This window comes from Micromonospora tarapacensis (genome assembly GCF_019697375.1).
Taxonomy (GTDB): domain Bacteria; phylum Actinomycetota; class Actinomycetes; order Mycobacteriales; family Micromonosporaceae; genus Micromonospora; species Micromonospora tarapacensis.
In genome coordinates this window covers 43,398-61,780 of the sequence record NZ_JAHCDI010000001.1, presented here as the reverse complement: position 1 = coordinate 61,780, position 18,383 = coordinate 43,398, and the positions used below count along the sequence as shown (strand labels likewise).

The following is an 18,383-nucleotide window of genomic DNA, read 5'->3' as shown; positions in this document are numbered from 1 at the left end:
AGGGGGCGACGCCATGCGGACCGCGGTGGTGGTCGGCGGCGGGCTCGGCGGCCTGGCGGTTTCCGGTGCGCTTGCCCGGTCGGGCTGGCAGGTCACGCTCCTGGAGCGGGCCGACCGGATCCGCCCGGAGCCGGCCGCCGTGGTGCTCTGGCCCAATGGGGTCCGCGCGCTGCGCGCCCTGGATCTCGGCGCCGGCCTGGACGCCATCGCCACCGGCCTGCCCGACGGTGGGGTACGCCGCCCCGACGGGCACTGGCTGGTGCAGCCGCGCCAGACGCCGGTGGAGCGCCTGCCGGTGGTGGTGCACCGGGAGGACCTGCACGACGCGCTGATCGCGGGCCTGGGGGACCGGGTCGAGCTGCGCACCGGGGTGACCGTGCGGACGGTACGCGCGACGCCCGGCGAGCGTCCCGCGGTGGGTGACGGCCGGCACACGTACGAGGCGGACCTGGTCGTCGCGGCCGACGGCACGGACAGCGTGATCCGCCGTCAGGTCGCCCCGGAGGCGGGCGTGGTCAGCTCCGGGTGCGCCGCCTGGCGGGCGGTGATCCCCTGGTACCGCGCGCCGAGCCTGCCCGACTCGGTCGGCTGCGAGATCCTCGGCGCCGGCTACCGCTTCGTGGCCGCCTCGCTCGGCGAGCGCGGCTCGTCCGGCGCCTCCAGCCGCGGCGGCATCTACTGGATGGCCACGGCGGCCGGTGCTCCCCGACCGGAGCCGCCGGAGACGCAGCTGGCGCTGCTGCGACGGTGGTACGCCGGCTGGCCCGCCCCGGTCGACGAGCTGCTGGCCGCGACCGAACCGGCCGATCTGGTGCAGCGGGAGATCCGGGAGCTGCGTCCGCTACCCCGGGCGTACGGCTTCCCGGCCGGGCCGGGTGGGGTGGTGCTGCTCGGCGACGCCGCCCACGCCATGCCGCCGCACCTCGGGCAGGGCGCCTGCCTCGCCTTCGAGGACGCGGCGACGCTCGCCGCGCTGCTGCGCGAGTCGACCCTGCCCGACGCGGTGCTGGCCTACGACCGGGCGCGGCGGCCCCGCGCGGCGGCCGTGGTCCGGCAGACCCGCCGGATGTCGGCCGTGTTGCAGGCCCGGGGCCGGCTGGCGCTGCGCGCCCGCGACGCGGCGCTGGGCATCATCACCCCCCGCCTGCTGGGCAGCGCCGCCGCCGTCGCCGCCCAGTGGCGTCCACCGTCGCACTGACCCAACCCGGGGCCTTTCCGGGCGAATCGGACCAGAGCGCCGTGATTCTCCCCACGGGTCGTTGTCCGGACCTGCTTGGAATCCACGGCGCGGGACTGCCCGTCCCAGAGTCTGGACGGTGTGATCAATCTGCACTGGCCTTGCGCACCGAGCCCTAACGTAGACTCAATAGTCCGAGTAAGGGCCGACGTCGTCCCGACCATGATTCACCCTGAGCGACGACAGGAGGCCCGGTGGCCCTCGCGTACCCACACCGCCCCCAGCCGGCGCCGCGACGCGGCCAGGCGGCGTCCCCTGCCGGCCTCTACGACCCCTCCCGTGAGCACGACGCCTGCGGGGTGGCCTTCGTGGCGGATCTGCACGGCCGGCGCTCCCACACGGTGGTGGCCAACGGCCTCGGCGCGCTGTGCCGGCTGGACCACCGGGGTGCCCGGGGTGCCGAACCGAACACCGGTGACGGCGCCGGCATCATGATCCAGGTGCCGGACGCATTCCTGCGCGCGGTGGTCGAGTTCCCGCTGCCGTCGGCCGGCGAGTACGCCACCGGCCTGGTCTTCCTGCCCGACGACGACGTCGCCGAGGCCCGCGCCCGGCAGGTGGTCGAGAAGTACGCCCTGGTCGAGGGCGCCGACGTGCTCGGCTGGCGGGACGTTCCGGTGGACCCGTCGGAGCTGGGCGAGTCGGCCGTGGCGGCGATGCCCCGGGTACGACAGCTCTTCCTCGCCGCGAAGCGCCTCACCGACACCGCCGCCGGCCCGGCCGGCTCCCCGCTGTCCGGCATCGAACTGGAGCGGGTCGCGTTCTGCGTCCGCAAGCAGGCCGAGCGGGAGTCCGCCGAGCGCGGGGTGACGGCCTACTTCCCGTCGCTGTCCGGCCGGACCATCGTCTACAAGGGCATGCTCACCCCGGACCAACTGCCGGTCTTCTACCCGGACCTCACCGACGAGCGGGTGCACAGCGCCGTGGCCCTGGTGCACTCCCGGTTCTCCACCAACACCTTCCCGTCCTGGCCGCTGGCGCACCCGTACCGCTTCATCGCCCACAACGGCGAGATCAACACGATCCGGGGCAACCGGAACTGGATGCAGGCCCGCGAGGCCCTGCTGCGCACCCCCGAGCTGACCGGCAACATCCGGCGGGTCTTCCCGGTCTGCACCCCGGCCGCCTCCGACTCGGCCAACTTCGACGAGGTTCTCGAACTGCTGCACCTGGCCGGGCGCAGCCTGCCGCACGCCGTGCTGATGATGATCCCCGAGGCGTGGGAGAACGACCCGGAGATGCGCGCCGACAAGCGCGCCTTCTACCGGTTCCACGCCAGCCTGTCGGAGCCGTGGGACGGCCCGGCCTCGGTCGCCTTCACCGACGGCGAGATCGTCGGTGCGGTGCTCGACCGCAACGGCCTGCGCCCGGGCCGCTGGTGGCAGACCGCCGACGGCCTGGTGGTGCTGGGCAGCGAGGCGGGCGTGCTCGACCTCGACCCGGCCACCGTGGTCGCCAAGGGTCGGCTCCAGCCGGGGAAGATGTTCCTGGTCGACACCACCGCCGGCCGGATCGTGCACGACGACGAGATCAAGACGGAGCTGGCCGCCGCCCAGCCGTACGCCGACTGGCTGCACGCCGGCCTGATCGAGATGGACGACCTGCCGGCCCGCGAGCACACCGTCTTCACCCACGACTCGGTACGCCGTCGCCAGCAGACCTTCGGCTACACCGAGGAGGAGCTGAAGATCCTGCTCGCGCCGATGGCCCGCACCGGCGCGGAGCCGATCGGCTCGATGGGCACCGACACCCCCATCTCTCCGCTGTCGACCCGGCCGCGGCTGCTCTACGACTACTTCCACCAGCTGTTCGCCCAGGTCACCAACCCGCCGCTGGACGCCATCCGGGAGGAGCTGGTGACCAGCCTGGCCACGACCATCGGCCCGGAGGGCAACCTGCTCGACCCCGGCCCGGCGAGCTGCCGGCAGATCGTGCTGCCCTACCCGGTGATCGACAACGACGAGCTGGCCAAGATCCTCTCCATCGACGAGGACGGTGACCTGCCCGGGTTCAAGGCGGTCCGGGTCTCCGGGCTCTACCGCATCCGCGACGGCGGCGCCGGGATCAAGGCCCGGCTGACCGAGATCTGCCGGCACGTCTCCGAGGCGATCGAGGACGGCGTCCGGATCCTGGTGCTCTCCGACCGCGACTCCAACGCCGACCTCGCCCCGATCCCGTCGCTGCTGCTCACCGCGGCGGTGCACCAGCACCTGGTCCGTGAGCAGACCCGGACCCAGGTCGCGCTGATCGTCGAGTCCGGCGACTGCCGCGAGGTGCACCACGCCGCCGTGCTGATCGGCTACGGGGCGGCCGCGGTCAACCCGTACCTCGCCTTCGAGTCGGTGGAGGACATGATCTCCACCGGGACGTTGGCCGCCGTCGAGCCGCGGGCCGCGATCCGCAACTACGTGAAGGCGCTCGGCAAGGGCGTCCTGAAGATCATGTCCAAGATGGGCATCTCGACCGTGTCGTCGTACTGCGGCGCGCAGGTCTTCGAGGCGGTGGGGCTGCACACCCGCCTGGTCGAGCGGTACTTCCGGGGCACGCCGAGCACGATCAGTGGCGTCGGGCTCGACGGCATCCACGCCGAGGTGGCCGCCCGGCACGCGCTGGCCTGGCCGGCGTCGGCGGCCGAGCCCGTCGACCTGCTGCCGGTCGGCGGCGAGTACCAGTGGCGCCGCGAGGGCGAGCTGCACCTGTTCAACCCGGAGACGGTCTTCCTGCTCCAGCACGCCACCCGCAGCCGGCAGTACGACGTCTTCCGCGACTACACGGCCAAGGTCGACGAGCTGGCCGCGCGGGCGGGTTCGCTGCGTGGCCTGTTCCGGCTGCGCAGCGGAGTGCTGCCGCCGGTGCCGATCGACGAGGTCGAGCCGGCCAGCGAGATCGTGAAGCGGTTCGCCACCGGCGCCATGTCGTACGGGTCGATCTCGGCCGAGTCGCACGAGACGCTCGCCATCGCGATGAACCGGCTCGGCGGCAAGTCCAACACCGGCGAGGGCGGTGAGGACGTCGAGCGCCTGCACGACCCGGCGCGCCGTTCCGCGGTCAAGCAGATCGCCAGTGGCCGCTTCGGCGTCACCAGCGAGTACCTCGTCAACGCCGACGACCTGCAGATCAAGATGGCGCAGGGCGCCAAGCCCGGTGAGGGTGGGCAGCTGCCCGGCAACAAGGTGTGGCCGTGGATCGCCCGTACCCGGCACGCCACCCCCGGCGTCGGCCTGATCTCCCCACCGCCGCACCACGACATCTACTCCATCGAGGATCTCGCCCAGCTGGTGCACGACCTCAAGTGCGTCAACCCGGCCGCCCGGGTGCACGTCAAACTGGTCAGCGAGGTCGGCGTCGGCACCGTCGCGGCCGGGGTGGCCAAGCTCAAGGCCGACGTCATCCTGATCTCCGGCCACGACGGCGGCACCGGCGCCTCACCGCTGAACTCGCTCAAGCACGCCGGCACCCCGTGGGAGCTGGGCCTGGCCGAGGCCCAGCAGACGTTGCTGCTCAACAAGCTGCGCGACCGGGTCACCGTGCAGGTCGACGGCCAGCTCAAGACCGGTCGGGACGTCATCGTCGCCGCGCTGCTCGGCGCCGAGGAGTTCGGCTTCGCCACCGCTCCGCTGATCGTCTCCGGCTGCGTGATGATGCGCGTCTGCCACCTGGACACCTGCCCGGTGGGCATCGCCACCCAGAACCCGGTGCTGCGTGAGCGTTTCACCGGCAAGCCGGAGTTCGTGGAGAACTTCTTCCTCTTCCTCGCCGAGGAGATCCGCGGCTACCTGGCCGAGCTGGGCCTGCGCAGCATCGACGAGGCGATCGGGCGGACCGAGCTGCTCGACGTGGCACCGGCGGTCGAGCACTGGAAGGCCGGCGGGCTCGACCTCGGCCGGGTGCTGCACCTGCCGGAACTGCCCGAAGGCGGCGCCCGCCGCGGCGTACGCGCCCAGGACCACGGCCTGGAGCTGGCGTTGGACAACGAGCTGATCGCGTTGGCCGCCCCGGCGCTGCGCGGCACGGGCCACGCCGCCGGCACCGGGACGCAGGTCACGCCGGTGCGGGCCGAGGTGGCGATCCGCAACGAGCACCGCAGCGTCGGCGCGATGCTCGGTGGCGAGGTGACCCGCCGGTACGGCGGTGCCGGGCTGCCCGCCGAGACCATCGAGTTCGTCCTGCGCGGCACCGCCGGGCAGTCCTTCGGCGCGTTCCTGCCCCGCGGGGTCACCCTGCGCCTGCACGGCGACGCCAACGACTACGTCGGCAAGGGACTCTCCGGTGGCCGGCTCGTCGTCCGGCCGGACGCGGCAGCACCGTTCGTCGCCGCCGACGCCGAGGCGGGCCGCCGCGCCGAGGATCAGATCATCGCCGGCAACACCATCCTCTACGGCGCCACCGAGGGCGAGGTCTTCCTGCGGGGCCGGGTGGGGGAGCGGTTCGCGGTCCGCAACTCCGGCGCGGTGGCCGTCGTCGAAGGGGTCGGCGACCACGGCTGCGAGTACATGACCGGTGGCACGGTGGTGGTGCTCGGCCCGACGGGTCGCAACTTCGCCGCCGGCATGTCCGGCGGCACCGCGTTCGTCTGGAACCTCGACCGCCAGCGGGTCAACCCGGAGCTGGTCGACCTCGCTCTGCCCGGGGAGCAGGAGCGGTCCGTGCTGCACGGGCTGGTGCAGCGGCACTTCGCCGAGACCGACTCGGCCATCGCCGAGCAACTGCTCAAGCGCTGGCCGGAGGCGGTGGAGGAGTTCACCGTCGTGATACCCCGGGACTACCGCCGGGTGATGGAGATCATGCGGGCCGCCGAAGCCGCCGGCCAGGACGTCGACGACGCGGTGATGAGCGCACTGGCGGCACCGGCCGCCGCACCGGCACCGCCGGCGCCCGCCGACTCGTCCGTGCCCGTCGCGCCCGCCGCGCGGGCGGTCGCCCAGGAGGTGGCTCGTGCCTGACCCGAACGGATTCCTGCGCTATCCGCGGCGGATGCCCGCCCGCCGGCCGGTGCCGGTGCGGATCAGCGACTGGCGGGAGGTGTACCCGCCGGCCGGTGCGGAGCTGATCCGCGAGCAGGCCACCCGGTGCATGGACTGCGGCATCCCGTTCTGCCACAGCGACACTGCCGGGTGCCCACTGGCGAATCGAATCCCGGACTGGAACGATCTGGTCCGCACCGCCAACTGGGACGCGGCCGTGGAGTCGCTGCACGCCACCAACAACTTTCCCGAGTTCACCGGCCGGCTCTGCCCGGCGCCCTGCGAGGCCGCCTGCGTGCTCGGCATCGGCGGGGGTGAGCCGGTGACCATCAAGCAGGTCGAGGTGGAGATCGCCGATGCGGCCGCGGCCCGGGGACTGGCGCCGCGCCCGGCGCCGACGCCGTCCGGCCGGTCGGTCGCGGTGGTCGGCTCCGGGCCCGCCGGGCTCGCCGCCGCCCAGCAACTGGCCCGCGCCGGTCACGCCGTCACGGTGTACGAGCGGGACGACGCGATCGGTGGCCTGCTGCGGTACGGCATCCCCGACTTCAAGCTGGAGAAGCGGCACATCGACGCCCGGCTGGCCCAGCTCGCCGCCGAGGGGGTGGTCTTCCGCACCGGGGTGAACGTCGGCGTCGACGTCACCGCCGAGCAGCTGCGCGCCCAGCACGACGCGGTGCTGCTGGCCTGCGGCGCGTTGCAGGGCCGGGAGACCGACACCGTCGGCCGGCGGCTGCGCGGCGTGCACCAGGCGATGGCACACCTGGTGGCCGCCAACCGGGTGGTCGCGGCGGCCGGCGAGGGTCGCCCCGCGCTGGCCACGCTGCCGGACGGCACGCCGATCGACGCGGCCGGCAGGCACGTGGTCATCATCGGCGGCGGCGACACCGCTGCGGACTGTCTCGGCGTGGCGCACCGGCAGGGTGCGGCCGGCGTACACCAGCTGGACCTGTACCCGCGCCCGCCGCAGGGCCGCGACGAGGCGCGCGACCCGTGGCCGACCTGGCCGTGGGTGCTGCGCGAGTATCCGGCGCACGAGGAGGGCGGCGAGCGGGTCTTCGCGGTGGCGGTGGAGGAGTTCGTCGACGACGGCACCGGCGCGGTGCGGGCCGTGCGGATCGTCGAGGTGACCGTGGAGAAGCGCGACGGCCGGCGCTTCGTCACCACGGTGCCGGGCACCGAGCGGGAGCTGCCCGCGGATCTGGTGCTGCTGGCGATCGGCTTCGAGGGCACCGAGGAACAGCCGCTGCTGGCGCAGTTCGGGGTGTCCCGTAACGCCCGGGGGGCCGTCGACTCGCGGGCGGACTGGCAGACCGGGGCCGACGGTGTCTTCGTCGCCGGCGACATGCACCGGGGTGCCTCGCTGATCGTCTGGGCGATCGCCGAGGGGCGGGCCGCCGCCGCGGCGATCCACGCGTACCTGGGCGGCAGCGGGACCCTACCGGCCCCCGTCGATCCCACGACCCGAGCCCTCGCCGCCCGCTGACGGCATCCGGTCCGGCCGGCCGCCGGACGTGACGGGGCCGCGTCCGCGCGTACCGACCGCGCGGGCGCGGCCCGCGTCGCGTCCGGCGCCTTAACGGCTATTCACTTTATCCATCTGTTTCGATATCATTACCGACTAGTAACAACCGTCACCCCTGGCCACGCGCGCGGTCCTCGGGCTCCACCACCACCCCCGTGGAGGTCCCCATGCCACACCGTCCGCTGGCCCGCGCACTGAGCGCGCTGGTCGCCCTCCTCACCGCCACCGCCGGTGCGCTGCTCGCTCCGGGCGTCGCCCAGGCTGCCGCGCCGATCCACTACGTCGCCCTCGGCGACTCGTACTCCTCCGGCGTCGGCGCCGGCCCGTACGACCTGTCCACCTGCCTGCGCAGCCAGAAGTCGTACGCCCCGCTGTGGGCCGCCGCCAACGACGTGGCCAGCTTCCGCTTCCCCGCCTGCGGTGGCGCGGTCACCGCCGACGTGCTCGACAACCAGCTCGGCTCGCTGAGCGCCACCACCACGATGGTCACCATCACCATCGGCGGCAACGACGCCGGCTTCGCCGACGTGATGACCAGCTGCCGTTTCGGCAGCACCTCCACCTGCACCAACGCGGTCAACGCCGCCAAGGCGTTCGCCACCGGCACGCTGCCGTCCCGGCTGGACGGCACCTATGCCGCCATCCGGGACCGGGCGCCGAACGCCCGGCTGGTCGTGCTCGGCTACCCGCGGCTGTTCGAGACCGGCTACTGCGGCCTGTTCGCGATGAGCAGCCACAAGCGGGCCCTGCTCAACGAGGCCGCCGACGTCCTCGCCGCGGTGACCACCGACCGGGCCGCCGCGGCCGGCGCCACCTTCGCCGACACCCGGCCCACGTTCGCCGGTCACGGCGTCTGCGGCGCCCAGCCGTGGATCCGGGACGTCACCGGGATCATCGAGGCATACCACCCCAACGCCGACGGCTACCGGTACGGCTACCTGCCGGCGCTCAACGCGGTCACCGGCTGACGGAGACCGTGGCGGCCGGCGGTCCGATCAGGACCGCCGGCCGCGGCACGTCCCCGCCGCCCGACACGTCCGGTTCGTGACCGTGCCCGGATCGCCGCCGTCCGTTAGGGTTTCACCGGACCAGGCGGCCGTCGGCGGAGGAGCAGAGGTTGGGCAGGCTCGCGTCGGCGTACGGGCAGGCGGTCGCCGCCCACCGGGCCGCCCGGGCCCACCTCGAATCCGCCCGCGCGGCGCTGGGCAGCGCGGCACCGCCGGCTCCGCCGGCCGACGCCGACCTGCTGACCCGGCTGGCCCGGGTCGGCGCCGCGCTGGCCACCCCGACGCCCGGCCTGCCGCTGGCCCACCGGCCCGTGCCCGTACGCGTCGGTGCGGCCGTCACCGCCGGCGGCGGCTTCCCGGTCCTGCTCCCGTTGGGCGCCGGGCACCACCTGGCGATCGACGGCGACGCCCGCGACCCGGTGGTGGCCGGGATGCTGCGTGCGCTCGTCCTGCGGCTGCTGGCCACCGCCGCGCCCGGCGGCGTCCGGGTCGCCGCGCTGGACACCGCCGCGCTGGGCGCGACCTTCGGCCCGCTGCGCCCCTGCTCGACGCCGGTGTCGTCGACCCGCCGGCCACCACCGAGGTGGAGGTCGCCGCACTGCTCGACGCCGCCGAGCGGCATGCCCGCGCCGCCCGCCAGGCCGACCGGCCGGACCAGGAACTGCTGCTGCTGGTGGCCGCGTCCGTCCCGCCGCCACGTGAGGCCGCCCGCCTCGCCGCCCTCACCCACGCCGGACCGGCCGCCGCGGTCTGTGTGCTGCTCGGCGGCTGGCCGCCGGCCGGGCCGGGTGAGCCAGCCCCGCCACTGGGTGCCACCACCATGCTGCGGCTGACCGGAGCGTACGCCCGGGTCGGCGACCCGCCCGGTGCGCCGTTCAGCGCCGACGGCACCGGCCTGTCCGCCCCGGTGGTCCTCGACGGTGACCCGCCGCCGGCATCGGTCGCCGCCCTCGCCACCCACCTGGGCGAGGCCGCCCGGCGCGGCGAGCAGGTCGACTTCGCCGACCTGCTGCCCGGGCGGCGCTGGGCCGCCTCGGCCCGCGCCGGCCTGCATACGGTGGTGGGCCGCGCCGGACGCGACCCGTTCGGCATGGCCTTCGACGACGCCACCCCGCACTGGCTGGTCGGCGGGCGCACCGGCGCCGGCAAGACGGTATTCCTGCTCGACGTCCTCTACGGGCTGGCCGCCCGCTACTCTCCGGCCGAGTTGCAGCTCTATCTCCTCGACTTCAAGGAGGGGGTGAGCTTCACCGAATTCGTGCCCACCGACCGCGACCCGTCGTGGCTGCCGCACGCCCGCGCCGTCGGCATCGAAAGCGACCGGGAGTACGGCGTCGCCGTGCTGCGCGAGCTGCGCCGGGAACTGCACCGGCGGGCCACCGCACTCAAGCGGCACGGCGTCACCAAACTGGCCGACCTGCCGGCCGACACCCCGGTGCCCCGGATCGTCGCGGTCATCGACGAGTTCCACGTGCTGCTCGCCGGCAACGACCCGCTCGCCCGGGAGTCGGTGGACCTGCTGGAGGAACTGGCCCGCAAGGGCCGCTCGTACGGCGTACACCTGGTGCTGGCTAGCCAGAGCACGACGGGGATCGAGGCGCTCTACGGCCGGGCCGAGGCGGTCTTCGGCCAGTTCGCGCTCCGGGTGGCGCTGCCCGGCGGCGGGGGAGTGCTCGACCAGCTCAACGACGCCGCGGCGACGCTGCCGGTCGGCTCGGCCGTGGTCAACACCGCCGCCGGTGCCGCCGGGGCGAACACCGTGATCCGTTTCCCCGACGCGCACGCCGCCACCGGCGAGCTGACCCGGCTGCGCCACGACCTGTGGCAGTCCCGCGCGTCGGGTGCCCGTCCACCGTCGGTCTTCCGGGGGTACGACACCGCGCGCGTCGAGGACGACGCGACCTTCACCGGATTGCGTCCCGGCGGCCGGCGACCACTGGCCCTGGTGGGCCGGACGGTCGACGTGGACGGCACCACCGCGCTCTTCATCATGGACACCGCGCCGGGGCGGCACCTGGCCGTGGTCGGGACCGCCACGGCCGGTGCCGAGGTGCTGCGGGCGGCGACGTTGAGCCTGGCCCGGCAGCACCCGCCCGGTGAGGTGGTGTTCCTGCTCGCCGCGCTGGTCGCCGCCGCCGACCCGGCGGCCGACGACACGGCCGCCACGTTGACCACCGCCGGGCACCGGGTCGAGCGGCTCGACGCCGTCGCGCTGCGCGACCGGATCCGTGCCCTCGCCGCCGCACCGGACGGCAGCGACGCCGGTCCACCGGCGACGGCCGGCGACGACGCTCCGGCGGCCGGGTCGCCGGGCCGTAGCTACCTGGTGGTGTTCGGGATGGACGCCGCCGCGGGGCTGCTCGGCGAGAACGACCCCGGCACGTTCCGCTCCGGCCACGACGACCTGCGTACCCTGCTGCGACAGGGGCCCGGCCACGGCGTGCACCTGCTCGGCTGGTGGCGTGGGCTGCGCCGGCTCGCCGACGACCTCGGGGGCACGCAGAACCGCGACGACGTCGCCTGCCTGGTCGCCCTCAACGTGCCCGGCGCGGACCTCGGCCTGCACCTCGGCGTGCACGACCTGGCGTACACGCCCCGGGCGGACCGGGCGCTGCTGGTGGACCGGCACGACCAGCGGGTCCGGTTGATCGTGCCGTTCGTCCGTGACGCGCATTCTCCCGACGGGCAGGAGTGAGGCGTGTCCACCTTCGAGGAGTACGCGGCGCTGGCCCGCCACCTGGCCGTGCAGCAGCGGGCCGGCGAGCAGGGTGCCGCCGTCGAGGCGGACCGGCGGCGCGACCTCGGCGCCGCCGTGGAGTATCTCGACCGGCGACTCGTCGCCCAGGGGCAGCGCCTCGACCACCTCGGCCGCACCATCGGCGTCGCGCCGGACGCCGCCGCCCCAGCGGGCCCACGGCCGGTGTCGGGTCCGCCGGTGTCGGGTCCGCCGGTGTCGGGTCCGCCCGGTTCGTGGCCTGCTCCGCCGCCCGGTCCGTCCACGCCGGGTCCGCCGTCTCCGCCGTCCGCGCACCCCGGCGCCGGCCCGGAACCGGGGATGGCGCCGGACGGCGGCGCAGCCGCCGCGCCGGGGTGGCCGGGTGTCGAGGCGTACCCGCGAACGGGTGTGGGGGAGTCGGGCCGGGCGCTTCCGGTGGCGGTGAGTTCGACGGCGGCCGGGTGCCGGCGCCGCGCGGCGGCGAGGTCGATCCGGCGACGGAGCTGGAACTGGCCCGGCGGTGGGCCGACGAGGCCGACCGGCACGGGCAGCTGGCCGAGCTGCTCGCCCAGCGGCCGGCACTGTTGCCGACCTGGTCGCCGATGGCCCGGGCGGTCGCCGTCTACCTCGGCTTCGCCGCCGTTTCCGTGGTGCTCATGCTGGTCATGGTGCTCGCCTCCGGGATTGGCGTGGTCGACGGTTTCACCCTCTACGCCTGGATGTGCGCCGGCCTGCCCGCCGTCTCGCTGATCGGCGGTTGGCTGGTGCTCGGCCGTTGGGGCCGGCCCGCCGTGGGCGCCGCCACCCCGCCACGCTATCCCGTGCTGGGCTTCCTCCTCTGCTTCCTGGCCGTCCCGCTGGCCTACTGCGGCTACCTCCTACTCGTCCGCACCCTCCGCTAACCCCAATGCCGCTCCCCCCACCCCCAGCGACGTGGCGATCTTGGAGTTGTGGTGCCTGACAAGTGGGACATTGGGGAGCATTCCGGCGCCACAACTGCATGATCGGCGCGAGTGGACCAGGCCGGTCGCGGTGGGGGTGCGGATCTCGTAGGCTCCTTTGTGGTCGGGTGGGCGAGCGTGGGGGGAGGGTGTGTGAGTGCAGCGGAGATGATCGCCAGGCTGGCGGCGGCCGCCCAGAAGCTGGACGAGGCGAAGGCGAAGACGGCGGCAGCGGCCCAGGACGCCGCCGAGGCGCGGCAGCTCGTCGCGGGCGCCTTGCAGGGCGTCGCCGGCGGGCCGCTGATCAGCATGATCGACTCGTACCGGCAGGCGCTCGCGCAGGCCGCACAGGGCAATGAGCCCGCCAGGCAGCACGTCCAGGAGACCATCGCCAAGGTACGCGCGTTGGGCAGCTGAGCCGGGATCGTCGGGATCGGATCGAGAGTGCGACGGGGGCGGTGGGATGAGCGACGAGACGTGTGACGGCGGGCTGCTGGACGGGTTCCACATCGGGCAGGTGCCGGTCGGTGTCGGCGACGAGGTGTCGGACTTCGCCAGCGAGTGGGACGACGTACGCTTCGCCAGCCGGGTCTGGGAGCGGCAGGTGCCGGACGGCTACCGTGCGGACCTGCGGGTCCACGTGCTGCGCGGGGACCGATTGACCGACCTGACCGCCCTACGGGATTTTCTCTGCGGATATCACGAGCGTGACCCCGTCGAGTGGCGGCTGGTCGAGTTCCCGCACGGTGACGGCCTCGGTCTGACCGATGGCGTCCAGGCGTTCTGGCTGGTCGAACCCGGCGTCGCGGTCAGCGTGCTGACGGTCCCGGAGCTCAGCGAGTCGCTCCTGCCGACCGCCCTGTCCGTGCGGGCCGGGAGCAGCAGCGGCACGGTGTGACGCGGGCGGGTGGCCCGCGAGTGCTCAACGCAGCCAGCGTACGCGTTTCTCGGTGTGGCGGATCACCCTGCGCCACGCGGTGCTCGCATAGGCAGACTGAAGAGATCCGAGTTGGCGGCGAGCGCTCCATCCGGCAAGCGGTCGGTCGGCGACCCGCATCGGATCATCGAATGTGTCGATCGGCGACCCGACGCTCACCAACCGGGACCCTGGTACCAGGATCTCTCCACAGGATGGCGGGGCAATTCGGTGAGGACATTTCCGGTGCCCTGGCGTGTGACGGAGCATTCTCCCAGCTCATCGACTCCGGCCGCTGTGCCCACCGGCCGTGGTTTGGACCCGCTCAAGGAAGATACCCGGGCGGCGTGGGCTTACCGGACCTATCTACGTACGCCTGGTGCCGAACCGTTGAACCCCGAGGTCGGCGCGCGAGTGCTGGCTGCGGTCGATCCGGACGATCATATTGAAATCGTCGCTGAAGCCGCCGTGGAGTTCCATTCTCAGGACTGCGTCGTAGCCGCCAAGCTGACCCGCGAGGGTACAGCTCCGTTTATCGCTGTCCGGACCATGCGCCGGTGGATCCTCGCCGAACGCGCTATCGGCGCGGTCGTGGTCTTCACCGGCCCAGGACGGCCGGGCTTGATGGCGAGCAGCACCAAATCCTGGCCGAACGTCGGCTGTGCCTTGGCCTGCACGGCTGATGACGGTCGCGAAGTCAGTTTCAAGGTCTTCTCAGAAAACGAAGACGTGGATCAACTGGTACGGCTCATCACAAACGGGGCAGCCAATGAGATCATGTTGTTGCCCGAGCACCCTGAGGTACCTGCGCTTCCCGAGCTTGATGGCGCGGCCACAAGCAAGGCTGCGACGGCGCAGCGCCTCCTGCCGTCCGACTGGCGCACGAGTGAGGAGATCGCCACCGCCCACATGCGAGCGCTTGGCTTCTCCGATGCAGAGCTGACCGGTGGCAATCGTGATGGTGGACTCGATGTCGTCTCTCGGGCGGGTGTCGCACAGGTAAAGATGCAGGCAATGCCAGTAGGTTCTCCTCTAGTACGTCAACTGCGTGGTGCCCGGCCGCATACAGCCCATCACCTGTTCTATTCGACCTCCGGGTACACGACCGCAGCGTGCGAGGCGGCTAAGGAGGCCGGCGTAAGCCTATTCACGATCAGACCGGACGGGACGATATCACCGGTCGGTGATGCGGCTACCGAACTCGCCGATGCAGGCGTCCATGATCCGGACGTGGTCCAGGCGGCCAACGTGCGGCAAATTGTCGGGAAGTACGTCCAAGATGTCGTCGACCGGATCGGGGCGGCGATCGCGGCTACCGATCTGGAGGCACCCGGCCGAACCGGTCGATACTCGGGGCACCACGACCGGGCAGTCCGATATCTCATCATGGCGTGGAAGAAGATAGAGGGGGCGCCGCGGGAGTTCACTGGGCCAAGCACCTCCAAGGCGCTGCGTTCCGCAGCAATTTACTACCACCACACGGAACTGATGGCCCACGTCTGGTTCCGAGAGATGGGGGTGTCGTATCCAGGTGGTGACGGCCGGCAGCAGCCTGATCCTGACACCTTGGACTCGTTCTACAACTGAACGGTAGGCAGGTTGATACGTGCGTGGCAGAACGGCACGACGAGCGACGCGGTCGTCGGGTCTATTACGATCTCGACACGCCACTCGTTGAACGTTGCACGGGAAGTGAAGGCGGAGGCTGGCCAGACCACCAAGGCTACGGAAGAAGGCAGTGCCGTCAGTGTCGACGGCAGCGGTCATGAAGCTCGGCAATGACTTCCTTCTCACGTGCGGTGAGATCGCCGTCTACCGTGGCCACCCGATTGGCGACGTCAAGGAGTTCGGTCAGGTCTCCGGGCTCAGCGTCCAGACGCTTCCACACATCGTCGGGGTCGATGTCGACGACGTTGGCTAGTTCCTCGTCGACTACCCCGTGCAGGTCGCGGACGATTCGCACCAGGTGCTTCATCAGCAGCGTCTCATCGTCGCCGATCTTGTTGTCCGCTGTAATGACGAGCCATGCGACCCACAGCATCAGCTGCGGGTACTGACTTCCGGTGCTCAGCCTCACGGCGAGCTCGATCACCCGCGCCTCGTTACGGAGTACGGCTCGCGCGTGTCGGCCAGCGACCAGTGTCGTGTAGCGGTTCAGCACGACGGTGAGGGGAATGCCGACCAGAGGGATACCGACCTTGATGACGTTGCGCTGCAAGAGGTGCTTCCCGACGATGGGGAGCCCTTTCGCCGCGGTCAGGACGGTCTTGGAATAGAACTTTTTGATCAACGGACGCACCACAAAAGGGACCGCCTTGGTGACGCCCTCCCGTGCCAGTTCTCCGCCCTTGATCGTGAAGGCCACACGAATGAGCTTCCACATGTCATCCGGGTCGGACAGGTCGAGCGGAACCCGATACAGCACGGAGATGTCGTAGGCCAGGCGCAGCTGAAGCTGGGTGATGTAAGTGAGGTCGACCATGAGGGTCACGCCAGCGGCCGGCAGAGTAAGCGGTGACGCGCCACCACCGCTGCCGATCGTGGCGGCAACGGCCGCCGAGTACGCTCCGGCCGATAGCCCACCTTCGAGCGCGGCATATCGCGACGCCATCGTGATCCGCTGCTCGACGATGCCATCTGCCGGTACGCCCTTGTACTTCTCTTGGAAGTACTGCCAGTCGACCTTAGCGGTGTAGGAGCTCAGGGCCTGCGCGACGAGCTTCGAGAACCAGTCGCCTGACTTGATGTCATGCGGATCCAGCCCTTTGATGAACTGGCGCAGCTCGGCCCGCTCTCGCTCGACAGCCTCCCGGGCGGCATTGTCGTCGGCGTCACCCGTACCAGTCGGAGCTTCGGTCATAGCGAGTTCCTCCAGGAGGTTCAGCGGGTTGCCAGCGCGCTGGGTTCGGCCGAACCCGCTAGTGTCTCAAACACGGTGCAGAACAACCAGAACATCTGGGGTCGGATATCGAGTCGAGCGGCCCATTTTCTAGGCCGATCATGCGGCACGTTCCACCGCATCCGTCTGAGGCGGTTCAAGGCCCTGTCCGGCTCTTTGGGCAAGCCCTACCTGTGATGCCGGCGGCGAGGGTTCTGGGGCCCGAGATGCTGCCCTGGTTCCTGATTCGGGTGGTCGCGCACAGCTCCAGTTGCCTGTTCCGGCGCCGGGAAAGCCAGCTTCGCCAGGCGGGGCGCTGCGCGTGGCAGGTGCGACGAGCGGAGCGCAGGGGCGCTCGCGGCGAAGAGCCTCGCCTTCAGACCGTAGATTTGCTCGTCGTCGGTCCGTGTGTGCTCAGGGGGACCCGCGGTGACGCCGTCAGCAGCACCTCGCCGTGAAACGGAGTCGCGGCCCGCTGGACACGGACCCGCGGCGGCAACCGATCAGCGACCGCCTCGCCGCGGTGCCGGACCCGCGTGCCCTGCGGGGCCGCCGGCATCGGCTGGTCGTGATCCTGGTGCTGGCCGCGTGCGTGACCCTGGTCGTGGGCAACGATTCGGTGGCGGCGATCTGGCAGTGGGCGACCGGTGCTGGGCAAGAGGTCCTGGCCCGCATCGGCGCCCGCTACGACGCGTTGACCGGCCGGTATGTGGTTCCCAGCGAGCGGACCTTCCGCCGGGTTCTGACCAAGCTGGACGGTGACGCCCTGGATGCGGCGGTCAGCGGGTATCTCGTTGACGTGATGCGGGGTGTCAGCCCGGCCCCGGTCTTGCCCGCTGCGGCCGGGCCGGTCGAACGCGAACAACGCCGCGCCGCGACCCGGGCGGTGACGTATCCGGTCCCGGCGGGGTTGCTACCGGCCGCCTCGATCGACGTATCTGCGTCAGCGACGTCTCCGGGGAGACACCGAGGAGCACGTACGGATCCTGCTCGCCAGGGGACATCTATTCGCCGGATCCTCATGAGTGCCGGACGCGCTCGTCGCGGTGTTGGTAACAACACCTGTCGATTCTCCGACTCGGCGTGGGTGTGGTGGTTCCAGGAGGCGCCCCGACCCCGTCGATTCACCCGCCACGCTGCCGCAGGTGGGAGCGGGGTTGCGGCGGGGCGGCTGGCCCGGTAGTTCATCATTGTGCAGATCAGCCGATGGTCCGGGTGCCGACCCGGCGGCCGGTCGTGAGAGTCGAGGATGGCATGGAGTTCCTGACCAGTCCCGAGCTGTGGATCGCGTTCGCGACCCTGCTCCTGCTGGAGATCGTGCTGGGCATCGACAACGTGGTGTTCATCTCGATCCTGTCCGGCCGGTTACCCGAGCACCAGCAGGCCCGGGCCCGGACGATCGGCATCTCGCTGGCCCTGATCACCCGCCTGCTGCTGCTGGCGTCGTTGTCCTGGATCATCGGCCTGACCGCGCCGCTGTTCACCGTGCTCGGGCAGGAGATCTCCGGACGGGATCTGATCCTGCTGCTCGGCGGGTTGTTCCTGGTCGGCAAGGCGACATATGAGATCCACGAGCATCTGGAGGGATCCGATCACGCCCGCTCGGGCAAGAAGGTCGCCTCGTTCGGCAGCGTCATCGCGCAGATCCTGGTGCTGGACGTGGTCTTCTCGCTCGACTCGGTGATCACCGCCGTCGGCATGGTCGACGAACTCGCCATCATGATCGCCGCAGTGGTCATCGCGATGATCATCATGCTGGTCTCCGCCGGTGCGGTCAGCAGCTTCGTCAACCAGCACCCGACGGTCAAGATGTTGGCCCTGTCGTTCCTGCTGATCATCGGCGCGAGCCTGATCGCCGAGAGCTTCGACCAGCACATCCCGAAGGGCTACGTGTACGGCCCGATCGCCTTCTCGATCTTCGTGGAGGTCCTCAACCTGCGGGTTCGGGCGCGGCAGCGCCTCCGGCAGGAGGCGCAGCCGGTGCAGTTGCACCCGACGTACGTGAAGCCCGGCTCGGCCCGGACCGAGCCGGAACCCGAGTCGGAGCCGACGCCGGCCGGCTGACCCGCGCGGACCTCGACGCCGCACACGCCCGACGTGGGCGTGTGCGGCGTCCGTCGTCTGCGGACGGTCCCTGCGTGCAGGATCCGGTCAGCCGGCCGGGGCGATGGCGGAATGCCGCTACCCGTGCGTAACGTCTTA

Annotated in this window: 11 protein-coding genes and 1 pseudogene; 11 read left to right on the top strand and 1 reads right to left on the bottom strand. The window is 71.8% G+C overall.

Annotation, left to right across the window (positions count from 1 at the left end; genetic code table 11):
• The first annotated feature begins 13 nt into the window (after positions 1-13).
• The 9 genes and pseudogenes from KIF24_RS00245 to KIF24_RS00205 all read left to right on the top strand — a co-directional run bounded on the left by KIF24_RS00245 (position 14) and on the right by KIF24_RS00205 (position 14,890).
• Positions 14-1,198, top strand: a complete 1,185-nt coding sequence (locus KIF24_RS00245) for an FAD-dependent oxidoreductase (RefSeq protein ID WP_221082221.1) — start codon at positions 14-16, stop codon at positions 1,196-1,198.
• Between the two features lie 233 nt (positions 1,199-1,431).
• Positions 1,432-6,180 carry a glutamate synthase large subunit gene (gltB, locus tag KIF24_RS00240; protein WP_221082220.1) on the top strand — a complete coding sequence of 1,583 codons (4,749 nt, stop codon included), beginning with the start codon at positions 1,432-1,434 and terminating at the stop codon, positions 6,178-6,180.
• Positions 6,173-7,684 (top strand): glutamate synthase subunit beta, encoded by a 1,512-nt coding sequence (locus tag KIF24_RS00235; protein ID WP_221082219.1) that lies wholly within the window; start codon positions 6,173-6,175, stop codon positions 7,682-7,684. The genes gltB and KIF24_RS00235 overlap by 8 nt, the downstream gene beginning before the upstream one ends.
• A 206-nt stretch (positions 7,685-7,890) precedes the next feature.
• Complete coding sequence (locus KIF24_RS00230) at positions 7,891-8,691, top strand: SGNH/GDSL hydrolase family protein (protein ID WP_221082218.1); 801 nt, start codon at positions 7,891-7,893, stop codon at positions 8,689-8,691.
• 149 nt (positions 8,692-8,840) lie between these two features.
• Positions 8,841-11,425 (top strand): annotated as a pseudogene (locus KIF24_RS00225) (FtsK/SpoIIIE domain-containing protein).
• 482 nt (positions 11,426-11,907) lie between these two features.
• Positions 11,908-12,348: a hypothetical protein gene (locus KIF24_RS00220; protein ID WP_221082217.1), complete on the top strand. Its 441-nt coding sequence runs from the start codon at positions 11,908-11,910 to the stop codon at positions 12,346-12,348.
• A gap of 192 nt (positions 12,349-12,540) precedes the next feature.
• Positions 12,541-12,804: a DUF6244 family protein gene (locus KIF24_RS00215; protein WP_221082216.1), complete on the top strand. Its 264-nt coding sequence runs from the start codon at positions 12,541-12,543 to the stop codon at positions 12,802-12,804.
• Positions 12,805-12,850: 46 nt separating this feature from the next.
• Positions 12,851-13,285 (top strand): hypothetical protein, encoded by a 435-nt coding sequence (locus KIF24_RS00210; RefSeq protein ID WP_221082215.1) that lies wholly within the window; start codon positions 12,851-12,853, stop codon positions 13,283-13,285.
• Between the two features lie 408 nt (positions 13,286-13,693).
• The gene (locus tag KIF24_RS00205; RefSeq protein WP_221082214.1) at positions 13,694-14,890 is read left to right on the top strand and encodes a restriction endonuclease; all 1,197 of its coding nucleotides are present in this window, start codon (positions 13,694-13,696) and stop codon (positions 14,888-14,890) included.
• Positions 14,891-15,047: 157 nt separating this feature from the next.
• Here the strand turns inward: KIF24_RS00205 and KIF24_RS00200 are convergent, their stop codons facing one another.
• Positions 15,048-16,163, bottom strand: a complete 1,116-nt coding sequence (locus KIF24_RS00200; RefSeq protein ID WP_221082213.1) for a tellurite resistance TerB family protein — start codon at positions 16,161-16,163, stop codon at positions 15,048-15,050.
• 472 nt (positions 16,164-16,635) lie between these two features.
• Between KIF24_RS00200 and KIF24_RS00195 the strand changes: the two genes are divergently transcribed.
• Together KIF24_RS00195 and KIF24_RS00190 are read left to right on the top strand one after the other, a co-directional pair.
• Complete coding sequence (locus KIF24_RS00195; protein WP_221082212.1) at positions 16,636-17,364, top strand: transposase family protein; 729 nt, start codon at positions 16,636-16,638, stop codon at positions 17,362-17,364.
• Between the two features lie 71 nt (positions 17,365-17,435).
• Positions 17,436-18,245 carry a TerC family protein gene (locus KIF24_RS00190; protein ID WP_221082211.1) on the top strand — a complete coding sequence of 270 codons (810 nt, stop codon included), beginning with the start codon at positions 17,436-17,438 and terminating at the stop codon, positions 18,243-18,245.
• Positions 18,246-18,383 lie beyond the last annotated feature (138 nt).

Excerpts from the sequence above, each read along its gene's own strand:
- KIF24_RS00230 (WP_221082218.1), top strand. The coding sequence starts at position 7,891 with ATGCCACACCGTCCGCTGGCCCGCGCACTGAGCGCGCTGGTCGCCCTC.
- KIF24_RS00190 (WP_221082211.1), top strand. The coding sequence starts at position 17,436 with ATGGAGTTCCTGACCAGTCCCGAGCTGTGGATCGCGTTCGCGACCCTG.
- KIF24_RS00245 (WP_221082221.1), top strand. The coding sequence starts at position 14 with ATGCGGACCGCGGTGGTGGTCGGCGGCGGGCTCGGCGGCCTGGCGGTT.
- KIF24_RS00210 (WP_221082215.1), top strand. The coding sequence starts at position 12,851 with ATGAGCGACGAGACGTGTGACGGCGGGCTGCTGGACGGGTTCCACATC.
- KIF24_RS00200 (WP_221082213.1), bottom strand. The coding sequence starts at position 16,163 with ATGACCGAAGCTCCGACTGGTACGGGTGACGCCGACGACAATGCCGCC.